Origin of the sequence: Shewanella sp. HN-41 (genome assembly GCF_000217915.1) — a bacterium.
Lineage (GTDB): Bacteria > Pseudomonadota > Gammaproteobacteria > Enterobacterales > Shewanellaceae > Shewanella.
The window spans coordinates 24,019-37,975 of the sequence record NZ_AFOZ01000034.1; the positions used below are offsets into that span (position 1 = coordinate 24,019).

Below are 13,957 nucleotides of genomic sequence, written 5' to 3' on the forward strand. Positions count from 1 at the left end.
TAGGCCCTAGGTGCTAGGCCCTAGGAAAGCTTAAAGATAGTTAAAGAAGGGGCTAGGCGTTAGGAAAAGCAGAGCGCTGCGCTTCTAGGGGCTAGCGCCTAGAGCGAAGCGTCCTAGTTTCTAAGTACTTTTATAATCTGTGGACTCTTCTCGGACACAGCCTTTTCGTATTATTATCAAAGAAGCAAGCATTGCTGAAATTTCTTTTGCCTCTTTGATAAGAGTCATTCCGATTTGCTTGTCTATCACGCCAATTTCTATCGCAATATATATCTGAGTTATCAGCTCCCCAGATGAGCCTTTTGCAAAATAAAGAAATCTTGCGGACTCTGCATTCGACTCACGCTCCTCACCCTCTGCAATGTTTGAGGGAATAGAAACTGCCGCTCTGGTCATTTGATCTCTGAGCCCATAATCTCGGCAATTTTTAAGTTCCTTATAAACATCACATGAAAGGCGACAAGCGCGTTTCCAAACATCCAGTTGTTCGAATCGCATAGGAACTCCTTAAAAGCAGAAGCTAGGACGCTACACTTCTAGGGCCTAGTGCCTAGTGCCTAAATCCTAGAGCCACGTAGTGGCGTCCTAGAGCAGCGCTTTTTGCTGCGTCCTAGCAGTTGCGAAGCAACGCTCTAGAGGCCAAAGGCCGTCCTAGATTATTCGTTCTATAGCCCTGCGATGGCAGAGATTGCGACTGCGGTGTTGTAGATAATGCCGGTGACTTGTGTCCAAAGGGTTAGGTTGTCTTTGTACTCGGTATCTAACGGAACAATGACTGTATCACCTGGTTGCAGTTGTTCACCACTGCTAAACCAGTTAGAACGGCTTGGCATTGACACTGCACCATTGGCTTGGATGATATAAGTACGATCTTCATCGGCGCGTTTTCTTGAGCCGCCAGACATTGCCAGATACTGGTCAATCGTTAGCCCTTCTTTATATCTGTGCGTAGCCGGATGTTGCACTTCCCCCATTACCGCTATAGTTTGCTTAGTGGAAGGTACATATAAAATATCGGCATCTTCTAGTTGTAGATCGGCCTGCTTAATGCCCAGTGAAATTGCGGGCAAATCGACCACTAAACGTCCAACAGCTTTGATATTTTCCAGATCGGCCAACATTAACTGAGCATCGGAGTAATTCACCACGGCGCCATCTTTTGATACACCACGGGTGGCAATATCACGGCGCAGTTGATCGGCAAGCTTTTTAATTTCAATCTGTTCCTGCTGACGTACAGACTCACGCACGAATACCGCAGAGGGCAGATAGGCATAATCAGTAAAGCCGCCAACACGGGCTATTAAATCGCTTAGGGTTTCGCCTCGACGAATGCTATAACGACCGGGGAATTTCACTTCACCACGGATTTCAACTACTTTACTCTCTTGCCAATCCGGCGTTGTCATCACTGTGAGTATGTCTCTACCCACTAAACGCGCATTTGCCGCTTCATCCCCTTGTAGTGCTAACTCCAGATCGAGGTTACGATGATCGACCTTTGAGCCCTCATTATCCGTCATTGTCGAGGTTAATTCGGCCCTAACGGTATAAGCGCCTTCCTTTAAACCACCCGCGGCGGTAATTAAATCGGATACTCTCGCGCCGACAGATAAGGGATAAGCTCCGGGTAACTTAACTTGGCCATCGATGGCGACAATTTGAGTGCCTTTACCTGCACGACCTTGGTTATTGAGTTTGACCATCACAGGATAGAGCAACTCTTGGCGACGCATCTGGTCGCTTAATTTAAGTAACTCGTTATCTTCAAAGAGATTTGCCAACATTTTGCTGACAACACCTTTAACTACGGTTACCTGCTCATTCCTCGGTGCATCATTAACAACAACGCCTGCAATTTGACCACGTTTGCTGAGTTTAACATCTTCAAGCTGAGCAAAACCAGTGTTGAATAAGTCGGAACCCGATAGGCTATCACTATTGAGCGAAGTGACTTTAGCAACTCGCTGCTTCACTAATTTATTTAATTCGTAACGGTTTTGCTCATTATCTGAAAAGTTAAAAATGATAATTTTGTCACGCGGATTTAAGGTTAAGTCTTGCTTGCTATCCTTAGTGCCAATCGCCTTACCTGGTGCAAATTGATAAACTTCAATATCGCCGTATTGGTTAACTTCTCGCACCAACAGACCGTAGTCCAAATCGGCGGATATCGCTAAATCCCCCCATAATGAAGGCAAAATATCGCTGATCTTTTGGCCCCCAACCCATTGGTATTTGCCAGGGCGAACAACGGCGCCGACAACGGTAACGGCACTTTCATACTGCTCTGATGCGCTTTTAACGCGGATAATATCACCAGCCTTAGCGGGCGTCATTTTGCCCTGTTCAGTGGTGAGGTCAACATTCACGATAGTTTTGAGTGACTTGCTATTGTAACGCTCGACTGAACTGCTTTTGGGGTAAGCACCTGGATTTAATCCTGCTGCCATGGCAATCACATCCGCCATGGTCTCATTTTTCTTCAATTCGTAGATAGCAGGGCGTCTGACCTCACCCGATACGCTGACTAAACCACCTATCGAAGGGATAAAGACGACGTCGCCAGAATGTAGACGCAAATCACCCGATGCATCGCCTTTTAACAATAAATCATAGAGATCGAGTGTACCGACTAACTTACCGTTTCGTTTTAACTGTACATTCCGCAGTGAGCCAATTTCATTGACTCCGCCAGCAACAAATAGGGCTTGGGTGATGGTCGATAGGCTAGAAACAGTATAAGAGCCGGGTTTATAGGCATCACCAGCAACAAAAATTCGAATTGAACGCAATTCACCCATGGTGATATTGGACTCAATACCTATCATCTGTTGTTGGATGCGTTGTGAAAGTGTATCTCTGAGTTCTGAGAAGCTCAGCCCCATCACTGGAATCGGGCCTAACTCAGGGAATTGGATCACACCTTCACGATTGATCACTAAATCGTATTCTTTGTTTTCTTTACCGTAGAGCTGAACCTTGATGTTATCACCTGGGCCAACCAAATATTCTCCAGGCACGGGGACATCTGATACGGGGGCAAAGGTGCTCGGCTCACCAGCAAACATTTCGTAGCCAAAGCGGCGTAATTTTAAGCTTGATGAATCGACGGAGAAATCAAGATCAACTTTTTCTTTCTGTTCTGCCGTCGTGGTTATCGGCGTCACGTCACGGGATGTAACTACCTGTGGATTAACAACCTGTGGTTGAGCTTGGCTACCCGAAATAATGCTAGGGTCAATCCCATATTGCCTTGCTAACCGCTGTTGCTCAGCCTTAGGCAACTGCTTAAATTGCTCGATCATCTGCGGAGAGGGCGTAACGGCTTGCGCCTGCGCGCCCATCAATATCGTGGCGCCGAGGCCAACTAATATTGCGGCCCTTGGAACCGCTTTGATGTATTTTTTGACTTGTTGTAACACCAGATATCTCCGATTGGATTGAAAATGTAAAAACAGTAAAAAGCAGAACACTTCGTTCACAGTTGACGGAACGCTACGCTGACTGACACTTAGTTATAACATACGGAACATTCGCAGGCTCACTCACAGAACGCTGTGCTTACGGAAATGCTAAGCACCCAACTCTCTATGCCGTCATCCTCGCGCACACGGGGATCCAGCTCTTGGGCTTTAAGTCACTAGGCTTTAAACCATTAAAATACCTTAGTATGGATTTCCGCGTCGATAACGGCTCCTGCACTCTTTCTAATTAAAGAGTTCTACCTCCTGCATCTGATCACCATGGAGGGTGGAAATGTCATATTTTGTATGGAACAACATTGACCATGCAGTTGTCCGCGGGAATGACGAAGGAACTTAGGATCGCAAGGAGAAAAGCGGCGTGCCGAGAAGTTACGAAGCACATCCGTCTTTGCTTTCAGACACGCTACCGATCCGCGTGGCGGCCAGAGGCCTTCGGCGTTCGCTTAACGAATGAAACTATTCATTCGATGCCTTTCAGGCACGCTACCGATCCGCGTGGCGGCCAGAGGCCTTCGGCGTTCGCTTAACGAATGAAACTATTCATTCGATGCCTTTCAGGCACGCTACCGCCCATAGATTGCGGCCTCTAAATTGCCCTTCGCAGTGCGAAAATTCATATTTTTTAGTGTGATACTACAATTTAAAATCTGGCACCTTAATTTTTAAGGGGCCTAGTATTCTATTTATATTGTGTATCTATATTGTGTTTCTAAATTCACTTGCAGTGGTTAGTCTGTGGTTCAGACAGACCATATCACATATCACGCACCTTCGGCTTTTATCGCTTTAAGTGACCATTTAGACTTAAATGGCTGTATCAACATCAGTACAATATTGGTTGATGTTAGCAACCTATCTTAAATCCTTGGTGGCTTAACCACAGTAAAACTTTAGTTGTACAAAAAATTTTAGCCGCAAAAATCAATTTGCGGAATTCTACTGTAAACGGCTTACCTCGGTTGACTGATTTATGCGCTAACGCAAGTCATGTAGCTCAAATTCCCATCGAATAAGAGAAATAAAAAAGCTTTCAAAAAAATTAACTCGCTAACACAGTGAAATATAACGATTTACCTTAAAAGTTAATTTACAAAAAACAAACACACTTTACACCGCTATAGCCAATGTCTCACAAGCTACTAAGCAGAATTCTTACTAAAGCGTTTGAGCTTCAGCACAAACTTAAATTCGTTCAACCGATTGCTCTGGAACAGTTAAGGTATTTACCTGCCCCATGATATTAAATAAAACATGGCAGCGTTTATTTGGACATTTTTCTTGAAAAATACCTTCTAAATCAACAAATGGGCCATCTTTAAAGCGAATTTTCTCCCCCGTTTTTAGTTCTGGTGCATCGACTAAAACGGTTTGGGAAGGCGTTAACTCTTTCATGCGAATGGCGTGAATGATGCGGTCATCAATGGGCGTCATTTTTTCCCGACAATTGACGATACGATTCACACCACGAGTAGAATGGACCTGCTTGACGCTTGTCTGGCTTGGGTCAAAATTGATGAATAAATAATTTGGGAATAGCGGTACGCGACAGATCCGTTTCTGACCACGTTGAGATTTCTCTTCAGAGACCATGGGCAAATAGGTCTCTAAATTTTGAAGTGCTAAGTTCTGTTGTGCCCTCGCTTCACTACGAGGTTTACAATACAAAAGGTACCATGCCTTCATTAACTGCTCTCACTACCCTATGTTAGGTGATGTCCATTCACGGGTCGCAATCATAGCAAAGTTGCTAATACCGATGGAAGTAGTTTTTTACTTCCTCGGCTTTGCTGAACGGTATGCGAGCAGATGTCAGATATATTAGCAAAATCAGCACTAATCAGTGTTAGCGGCTAATTGCTGATAATGTCACCAGTTGGCAAGCCAAAATTGACTTTAGTTGCTTTTAAGGGGTATATAAGGTGGGATTTTAGCGAAAACATTTAATTTAACGCCTAAAATATTACTTTTATTATAAGAACGTAACAATAACTCATACGTAACCTGCAGTAATTCAACAATTTTATTCTGATTTTTTGTATTAGATAAAATGTTACTCAAGGGGATTATGGGATAAGCAACAACCATTTTTCTGTGGCGACATCATCCTGTTTCAGGGGCCCACAGGCAATCACAAGCTTAAGGTGGAAACTTCATGAGCGTAGCAAAACCACAAGGGACAATGCTTGGGCATCCCAAAGGATTGTTCCTGCTATTTACAACAGAGCTATGGGAACGTTTTAGTTATTATGCGATGCGCGCCATTTTGGTGTTGTATTTAGTCGATAAAGTACAAAGCGAAGGCGGTCATGGTCTTGGATGGTCTCAAGCCGATGCGATTTCTTTGTATGGTACTTTTACTGGTCTTGTATACCTAACGCCGCTCTTAGGTGGATGGTTGGCAGATACCTTTTTGGGTCAACGCCGTGCCATTATGATTGGCGGTACTTTGATGGCCGCGGGACAATTTATTTTAGGTACACCCCATGCTTGGGTTGCTGGCATGTCCACTGAGGTATTTTATGTTGGCTTAGGCACATTAATCCTTGGTAACGGCTTGTTTAAGCCGAATATTTCCACCATGGTTGGCGATCTTTACGAAGAAGGCGATCATCGCCGTGACGGTGCATTCACCATTTTCTATATGGGTATCAACGTTGGGGCTTTCCTTTCTGGCATTATCGTCGGTTCAGTGATTGCTGCCTATGATGGTAATTTCCAGGCCGGCTTTATCTGTGCTGGTATTGGTATGATCCTGTCACTCATTATCCAACTTGTGTTTGCCCAGAAATTACTTGGCGATATTGGCCGAGTTCCAGCAGCAAGACTTGAGCGCGAAAAAGCGGCAGAAAAAGGTGAAGTTCGTAAAGAACCTCTGACAAAAGTGGAGCGCGACCGTATCAAGGTCATTATGGTGATGGGTTTGTTCACTATCATTTTCTGGGCAGGCTTTGAACAAGCTGGCGGCCTGATGAACCTATTCACTAACAATTTTACCGATCGAATGATCGGTGACTGGGAAGTGCCTACAACTTGGTTCCAGTCTTTAAACGCGATGTTTATCGTAATTTTCGCCCCTGTTGTCGCTTCTATTTGGGTTCGTTTAGGTAAGAATGAACCTAACTCTCCTGTTAAGTTTGCCTTGGGTTTAGTGCTACTGGCTGTTGGTTTCTTATTTATGATTGGCGCCGTTGTCGAAATGGGCGGCGATGCATCTGCTAAATCAAGCATGTGGTGGCTAGTCGGCGCTTATTTCTTCCATACTATGGGCGAGCTGTGTTTATCACCTATCGGCCTATCTATGGTGACCAAACTCGCACCGCTACGTATTGCATCGTTAATGATGGGGGCTTGGTTCCTATTCGTTGCCGCTGCTAACAAGATCGGTGGCGTTGTCGGTTCATTTATCGGCCATGGCGGTGAAGTTGAGGAACAGCTGGCTAATGCGATGGCGATTTTCTCTGGTATTGCGATTACTGCGGCACTGTCTGGCGTCATTCTGTACTTTATGGCGGATAAGTTGGTTGATTGGATGCACGGCGCAGAGACTAAGCATCACTCTGAAGCTGAAGCGTTAGAAGATGAAATTGCCATCACTGGCGAACACGAAGCGATTAAGAGATAAGAAAAGCAGAGCGCATACAGAACACTTCGTCCACAGTTGACGGAACGCTGCGCTTACGGTCGACGGATTACGGAACGTTCGCAAGCTCACTGACGGTAAGGGCGAAGCCCGTTCCGTAAACCGTGAGTCACGAAGTGACGTTCTGTAGCTGTAAAGCAGCGTTCGTAGAAGCTAGAGTGCTTCGCTGCTAGAGTCTAGAGCCACGTAATGGCGCCCAGATTCTACAGTGCTAATAATCTTAGATTGCGATAAAACAAAAAACGCTGCCGAAATGCAGCGTTTTTTTGTTTTGTCCTAGTGCTCCGCTCTTCGCGATTATTACCCCATCATCCTCGCGAAAGCACTGCTGCTCCATAGATGACAGAACATTTCGTTTACGGATAACGGAACGCTGCGCTCACGGTGTACGGATTACAGAACACTACGCTTACGGAAAAAGCAGAGTATTCTGCTCTTACGCCGTCATCCTCGCGAACGCGGGGATCCAGCTCTTGGCTTTTAAGTCACCACACTTTAAACCATCAAAAGACCTTAGTATGGATTCCCGCGTGCGCGGGAATGACGAAGGAAATTGGATTCCCGTGTCGATAACGGCTCCTGCATTTTTTCTGATTAAAGAGTGCAATCTTCTGTATCTGACCACCATGGAGGGTAGAAATGTCATATTTGTATGGAACAACATTGACCATGCAGTCGTGCGCGGGAATGACAGAGGAACGGCCCCATGAAGTGGCATTCTAGCAGCGAAGCGTCCTGTCCTAGAAATTGCGAAGCAACACCCTAGATTCTAGCCGCGGTGCTTTTTGCAGCGTTATAGCAGCCTAGCTTTGGCGTCCTAGCTTTAGCTTCCTATAAGCTTAACTGCATAAATCCGCCAGCGGGTATCGTCGGATCATAAACCAAACCTTTAAATTTATTCTCCAGCAGGTACTGTTTATGTTGCGCGTCACTGGTGGCAATACAGAGTTGTTCTTGTGGCAAGATAGTGCGGAATTGAATACTGGGTTTACCCCAATCTAGCATCCCCAGCTGTAAGCTATCCGAAAGGGCTAAGGGGCTTAGTCCTTCATTATTACGTAAATAGCATCTCAGCCCCTTACCTGCCTGGGCAATGGCGGCACGATACTTAGTTAATTCGATGGAGACATAGATAATATCGACTGTAATATCGAGTCCTGACTTAACCAGCCGCTCATTGAGATAACTCAGCATATTAAATGGCTCAATAATCGTTTTACTCTGGCCACTACGATAGTTTTTAAGCTTTTGATTAACAAAACTTCTTAATAATACGCAAGCAAAGGCGGCTCGATTATCCTCAGGGTAAAGATGCGCCATATACATGATCAAGTGTTCACTGCCCACCATGGTTGAGTCAATAAAATAGCTACTAATATCGCTATTCTTGAATAGACTGTAATCCACCTTGGCCGCTGGATAGCTGATATTGGATGCGGGAAACAGTTGTTGCTGAACTTGTTTCGCGGCTTCAACACTTTGTTCTAATAGTGCCAAGTTATCGTTGAGCTCTTGGTGGGATAACGCATCGAAATCCACCAACATGGGGTCATCATTGTGGGTACGTTGTAACCCTTGTCGAATGGATTGCTCAATAATAAATAAATCGGGAACAGGCTTAACCAAGTAATCACATGCACCAATGCGTAATGCCTCAACGACATCCGCCATAACATTATTACCCGATATCACAATGGAAGGGACTAAGGGTTCGAGCTTAACCATTTCCTTAAGCATATCGAGCCCGCCCAGTTTAGGCATACTTAGATCAGCTAAGACGATATCGAAACGTTGCTGTTTAAAAATACTCAGCCCCTGCTCACCATCAGAGGCTTGTACAACTTCGGCACCTCGGCCACTGAGAAACGTGGCGACAATTTGCCGAAAGACAGGATCATCTTCAACCCACAGAATTGAAACACCATTTAACGCCATAAAGATTCCCGAATAAAATTCATTGCGGCAGCAATAACTCAATCATGACATCGGAAGAATCATTCAATACGGCAAGATCTTGGCTGTTACAAATGCTGGCAGCCAAGTACAGCGCATAGGTTTACTCAAGTTCCTGCATGTATTGATCGAGCAACTCATCATCATCTTGTTTTTGTGGAACATCACCATCATAGACTTTATAGTCCATATGCTGTAAGTACGCATCTTTCACAAAGGTATAGGGATCGAGTGCATTATCGACAAGCCTTTCCTGATCAATCGCGGTTGCTCTAGCATGAAGACTTTTTAGCCCCCATTTTACGACGGCCTGCCACATTGTTAGCTCTGATAATGGAAAGTATAGACCATCCACCCAATCTGACGCGAGTTCTCGCACGACGTAGGGCCCCGCAAAAGGCGCCATAAAATATGGACCATTAGGTACGCCATAGTAGCCTAACACTTCGTTAAAATCGTCCTGCTTGCGTGGCAGCCCCATCATATCTGCCACATCGATAATCCCTAAAAGCCCAACCGTGGTATTGATCGTAAAACGGCCTCCCGCATTGGCGGCCCAGCTCCACTTACCTTGCAAGGCATTGTTGACTAAGCTGCTGGGTTCTTCTAGGTTTTGAACAAAGTTATTTACCCCTGTCTTGGCTGGCATGGGGATATAGTCGTTGTAACCATGTGCAATGGGACGGTAAATATATCTATCTAAATACAAATAGTTGAAGTCCCACATTACGCGGTTAAAGCCCTCAAAGGGATCCTGTGGGTCATCATAGGTAATTTTTACAGTCGAGGGGTTCTCTGTGGTCGTATCGGGTGCAGAAACTTCTGCCCCATAAACATTGGGCAATAGTATTAATCCTAAAAATCCCCCTATCCATCTCAACTTCATATTGCTCTCTTAATAAATGTACTGCTTCGATATCGAGTTTTCGCTAAAGTGGCTATGGGTAAGTGACGATATAGAGATCATTCACTTAGTGGCATACTCTAGCATGACAGAAAAATTGCCATCGTTTTCACAAAACGCATAAGCATACTTGGCAAAATATTTTGGTCAATTGTTAATTTTTCAAAATAATATGCCACAGGATAAACTAGTAAAGGTCTTTACATGGAGTCAATTCCACTCATCAATACTGTCAATGCACCGCGGGCCACTTCGGCGTCACCAGCAGATGCCTCTAATGTATCCTCACGTCCCATTCCTGCTGAAGTACTTGTTTCGGCAGATGGCGACAGTATTATTCTAAACGGTACAGAATATAATTTAAAGCTTGTAAATACACAGCAAAGACAAGCTTTGATCACCGCGAGCCATTTTTTAGTCGCTCAAGCGGCGACTGCCACTACCCAAGCAGCAACAATACGCGCTAATCAAACGGCTCAACTGCTCGCCCTAGGCACACCACTGACATTAAAGCTACCCGAAGCGATAACACAGTTAGCACAGCAAAATGGTATAACCTTAGAACAACTGTATGCGCTTGCGGGGCGGGCTCAGGGCTATCCACTTCCTAATGCCATTGTTATCAATAAAGAATTTCAATTTGCAAATGGGACAGTCATCCAACAGGATCCGAAGACTCAACTTAGCGCGGGGGAATATCAAGCGAAAATATCCCTATCCCAGGGGCGGCCCATTTTAGTACTGACCCCAATACTGAGCAAACTCGATATTCTAATTGGCGATCCAATAAATGAAACTCAAGTTCCCATAATTGATAAACAAGCAGCCAATGTTATCATCGCTAAAACTGAGCCAGCCCAGATCATTGCTACTTTCCTACGGAAACTGGAAAGTCTTGTTCCTCAAGCAGAAGTGACTTCAACAACCGGAGTAATACCTAAAACGACAGCCTCAGGAGTCTTACCTTCTGGCGCTTCGATGATACAGCCAATATCGACAAGTGTATTAGGACCCGCACCAGACTCGACATCAGCCACAAGCACAACCAAAGGCAGCCTAGATCTAGGACAAACAAATATAGATGCTGGGCAAGCGAGTCTGACTAAATCACCACAGAGTCATTTACCAGCAGGCACAGAACTCAAGCTAACAACCCTCGGTGTCGATGGAAAAGTCGCGACTCTAGCGGATGCCGTTTCACCCCCTCCTCTTGCAACTAATACTGTTTTATCCAAGAATGTGGCGCCTAACTCGGCACAGAGTGCGGCTACTGCGGCATCACTCCAGGAGGGGTTATTTCAAAGCACTCCCCATCAAGAGATAGGAAACCGCTCTGCCGATAAAACGCTGCTTCAACCCGTCGCTCAAACATCTGTACCTAATTCAGCCAATTCAGCCAATTCAGCCAATTCAGCCAATTCGGCACCAGTTCAACCTTTAGTCCCACCAATGGCAAATGGCCTTACTTCCAAGTCGAATGACACAGCGGCACAGCAATCTCCTCTGCAACCCTTAACGGCTTTAGAGGGACAAGTGACCGAGCAAAAGGGGAATAAGGCGAATGAGGCGGGGATATCTGTCAATGAAGTACTACAAAAGGCCTTTAATAAAGCGGGGGCCTTGCCCCTTGATCAGCTCACTCTACGCAACCATCTCAATTTAGCGGCGGAGCTGCTCAAACGTTTACCGCAATTAAGCCCACAGCCTTTGAGTCAATTAAGCGTTCCCGAGGCGCTTAAGGCCGATATTCTCGGGCTCGCTACGCTCAATCTTGCGACACCACAAATAAATCAAGCTGCACTTTTTGTGAATGCGAGTGCGATTACCTCCTTATTTCAACTGCTACTTGGTGTTAGGGCAAATAGTACAAATAATGTTGTCAGCCAAAAACTGGCTAATTACCTTGAACTACTGCAAGCTAAAACAGGCTTTTCGACCCAGCTACTTAACCAACTCAGCAAGGCTGGCGGTCTCGAAACCATGGGGCAACTCGCCTCTAGTTTGCACCTATACCAACAAGCGAGCAGTGAAAATAACGGTAATATCGTGTGGTATTTTGCACTGCCCTATGGAATAAATCAGCGACACGAGCAACTCGAAGGAAAATTCGAGCAAGATGCGGATAACGATAAACAACAAAAACAGAAAGGCTGGCATTTACAGCTAAAGTTTAATCTGGCACAGGGGCCGTTACTTATCTCAGCTCGCTGTCACCAACAGACGTTAGATATTCAATTTAAAGGGAATAATCAACAGCTATTAAACAAGGTTGATAATTTTCTAATGCCCTTAGGACAAAAGTTATCACAAATTGGATTTACGCCAGGAGAACTCTCGACTCAAATAGCCCAAGTGCCAGCGACCTTACTTCCAGGTGACCACTTTCTTGTTAAAACAAAGGCATAGTGGGAAGCATCATGACAATACTTGCAATAACAATCTGGATATTCTGATATGAATGAAGACAATAAAACTCGGCAGGCTGTAGCCTTAAGTTATGATGGCAAAAACGCGCCTAAAATTGTTGCCACAGGTGAGGGGCTTATCGCCGAAGAAATTATCGCTCTTGCCCAGGCATCTGGAGTCTATATTCACCAAGATCCCCATCTGAGCCAGTTTCTGAGCTTATTAGAACTGGGCGAAGAGATCCCAAAAGAACTGTATTTGCTTATCGCAGAACTCATCGCCTTCGTCTATATGCTTGACGGTAAATTTCCTGAGCAATGGAATAATATGCATCAAAAAATTGTAGAGAAAGCTTAGAGAATATGCAGAGCGGGCTCCGCCCTGCTAGGACGCTGCGCTTCTAGGGGCTAGATCCTAGAGCAAGCTTGTGAGCGTCCTAGAGTCACGAAGTGGTGTCCTAGTGCAGCGCTTTTTGCTGCTTTCTAGAGGCCGAAGGCCGTCTTAGAATGACTATTTACGGTGCAAGCGGATCAATAATTCAGCTTCCGCCTTAGGTAACTCACACTCTTTAATCAATTCATCGACACCCGCCCCCAGTGCCACCATTTTCATTGCACGAGTATAGAGTTTTGCCTGTGGGTCCTGCTGCGATGATTCCTCAATCCGCTCAGACTGTTGCTGTAGCCGCTTCTCAATTTCAATCACACGTCGGCCAACGCCTATGGTACCGCTGCGTAATTCCTGTAATTCCCGTTTAAAAGATTCACGCTGGCGGTCCCCTTCTTTAACTAAGACGGTTAACGCCTCGGCTTTACTGCGTAATTTACTCAATTGTTTCTGCAAATAGAGAACTAATCCTAAGCACGCAATAACATAGACTAACGCTGCGATTATAAATTCATCGCCCATCAAAAATCCTTATGCATCTCTATGATTGTCAAGATCCATCATGGAAAAGTGGTTCCCAAGCAGCATAGGTAGAATGCAAAAAGAACCCCACTTTCCCATAGATACACCGCAAATACTGAAAACATCGGTATTGGCAGTGTGACACTCGGTCAACAGACACCTTATAGCTGTGTTAACTCTGCCCATTCTTCATCGGACAATAACTTATCGAGGTCAACTAAGATCAGCAGCTCATTATCTCGGTTACTCACACCTTGAATAAATTTAGCACTCTCTTCAGTGCCGACATTTGGTGCGTTATCAATTTCAGAGCGGCGTAAGTAAACGACTTCAGCAACACTATCAACTAAAATGCCGATGACTTGCTTTTCCGCTTCAATAATCACGATACGGGTTGAATCATCGACCTCGGCCGATTGCAGTCCAAAACGGGAACGAGTGTCGATAACTGTCACGACGTTACCGCGTAAGTTAATGATACCCAAAACATAATGCGGAGCCCCAGGGACAGGAGCGATTTCGGTATAACGCAAGACTTCCTGCACTTGCATCACATTTATACCGTAGGTTTCATTGTCTAGCTTAAAGGTAACCCATTGTAATACCGCATCATCTTTACTTGCAGCTACGGCTGCGACATTTCTTGTATCTTTCATG

The 13,957-nt window shown here is 45.1% G+C and carries 10 protein-coding genes; 3 read left to right on the top strand and 7 right to left on the bottom strand.

What is annotated here, in order from left to right; translation table 11 throughout:
• Nucleotides 1-120 precede the first annotated feature (120 nt).
• The 3 genes from SOHN41_RS12860 to rfaH all read right to left on the bottom strand — a co-directional run bounded on the left by SOHN41_RS12860 (nucleotide 121) and on the right by rfaH (nucleotide 5,171).
• Complete coding sequence (locus SOHN41_RS12860; protein ID WP_037459085.1) at nucleotides 121-498, bottom strand: four helix bundle protein; 378 nt, start codon at nucleotides 496-498, stop codon at nucleotides 121-123.
• Between the two features lie 167 nt (nucleotides 499-665).
• A complete protein-coding gene (locus tag SOHN41_RS12865; RefSeq protein ID WP_007649621.1) occupies nucleotides 666-3,425 on the bottom strand; it encodes an SLBB domain-containing protein in 2,760 nt (919 codons plus the stop codon).
• Nucleotides 3,426-4,670: 1,245 nt separating this feature from the next.
• The gene (gene rfaH / locus SOHN41_RS12870) at nucleotides 4,671-5,171 is read right to left on the bottom strand and encodes a transcription/translation regulatory transformer protein RfaH (protein WP_037459087.1); all 501 of its coding nucleotides are present in this window, start codon (nucleotides 5,169-5,171) and stop codon (nucleotides 4,671-4,673) included.
• A 469-nt stretch (nucleotides 5,172-5,640) separates the two neighbouring features.
• Between rfaH and SOHN41_RS12880 the strand changes: the two genes are divergently transcribed.
• The gene (locus SOHN41_RS12880; RefSeq protein ID WP_007649636.1) at nucleotides 5,641-7,110 is read left to right on the top strand and encodes a peptide MFS transporter; all 1,470 of its coding nucleotides are present in this window, start codon (nucleotides 5,641-5,643) and stop codon (nucleotides 7,108-7,110) included.
• 849 nt (nucleotides 7,111-7,959) lie between these two features.
• Here the strand turns inward: SOHN41_RS12880 and SOHN41_RS12890 are convergent.
• Nucleotides 7,960-9,063, bottom strand: a complete 1,104-nt coding sequence (locus SOHN41_RS12890; RefSeq protein ID WP_007649637.1) for a response regulator — start codon at nucleotides 9,061-9,063, stop codon at nucleotides 7,960-7,962.
• Nucleotides 9,064-9,184: 121 nt separating this feature from the next.
• Nucleotides 9,185-9,967 carry a VacJ family lipoprotein gene (locus SOHN41_RS12895; RefSeq protein ID WP_037459093.1) on the bottom strand — a complete coding sequence of 261 codons (783 nt, stop codon included), beginning with the start codon at nucleotides 9,965-9,967 and terminating at the stop codon, nucleotides 9,185-9,187.
• Between the two features lie 222 nt (nucleotides 9,968-10,189).
• Between SOHN41_RS12895 and SOHN41_RS12900 the strand changes: the two genes are divergently transcribed.
• Entirely contained in the window at nucleotides 10,190-12,391 is a 2,202-nt protein-coding gene (locus tag SOHN41_RS12900) for a hypothetical protein (RefSeq protein ID WP_007649641.1), read from the top strand.
• Between the two features lie 48 nt (nucleotides 12,392-12,439).
• Entirely contained in the window at nucleotides 12,440-12,748 is a 309-nt protein-coding gene (locus tag SOHN41_RS12905) for an EscU/YscU/HrcU family type III secretion system export apparatus switch protein (protein WP_007649642.1), read from the top strand.
• Nucleotides 12,749-12,901: 153 nt separating this feature from the next.
• Here the strand turns inward: SOHN41_RS12905 and SOHN41_RS12910 are convergent, their stop codons facing one another.
• On the bottom strand, nucleotides 12,902-13,300 hold the full coding sequence (locus tag SOHN41_RS12910) for a DUF2802 domain-containing protein (RefSeq protein WP_007649643.1): 399 nt from the start codon (nucleotides 13,298-13,300) through the stop codon (nucleotides 12,902-12,904).
• Between the two features lie 161 nt (nucleotides 13,301-13,461).
• Nucleotides 13,462-13,956, bottom strand: coding sequence for a chemotaxis protein CheW (locus tag SOHN41_RS12915; RefSeq protein WP_007649644.1), 495 nt, complete (start codon nucleotides 13,954-13,956; stop codon nucleotides 13,462-13,464).
• Nucleotide 13,957: the final 1 nt, after the last annotated feature.

Excerpts from the sequence above, each read along its gene's own strand:
- SOHN41_RS12910 (WP_007649643.1), bottom strand. The coding sequence starts at position 13,300 with ATGGGCGATGAATTTATAATCGCAGCGTTAGTCTATGTTATTGCGTGC.
- rfaH (WP_037459087.1), bottom strand. The coding sequence starts at position 5,171 with ATGAAGGCATGGTACCTTTTGTATTGTAAACCTCGTAGTGAAGCGAGG.
- SOHN41_RS12900 (WP_007649641.1), top strand. The coding sequence starts at position 10,190 with ATGGAGTCAATTCCACTCATCAATACTGTCAATGCACCGCGGGCCACT.
- SOHN41_RS12895 (WP_037459093.1), bottom strand. The coding sequence starts at position 9,967 with ATGAAGTTGAGATGGATAGGGGGATTTTTAGGATTAATACTATTGCCC.
- SOHN41_RS12890 (WP_007649637.1), bottom strand. The coding sequence starts at position 9,063 with ATGGCGTTAAATGGTGTTTCAATTCTGTGGGTTGAAGATGATCCTGTC.
- SOHN41_RS12905 (WP_007649642.1), top strand. The coding sequence starts at position 12,440 with ATGAATGAAGACAATAAAACTCGGCAGGCTGTAGCCTTAAGTTATGAT.
- SOHN41_RS12880 (WP_007649636.1), top strand. The coding sequence starts at position 5,641 with ATGAGCGTAGCAAAACCACAAGGGACAATGCTTGGGCATCCCAAAGGA.
- SOHN41_RS12860 (WP_037459085.1), bottom strand. The coding sequence starts at position 498 with ATGCGATTCGAACAACTGGATGTTTGGAAACGCGCTTGTCGCCTTTCA.
- SOHN41_RS12915 (WP_007649644.1), bottom strand. The coding sequence starts at position 13,956 with ATGAAAGATACAAGAAATGTCGCAGCCGTAGCTGCAAGTAAAGATGAT.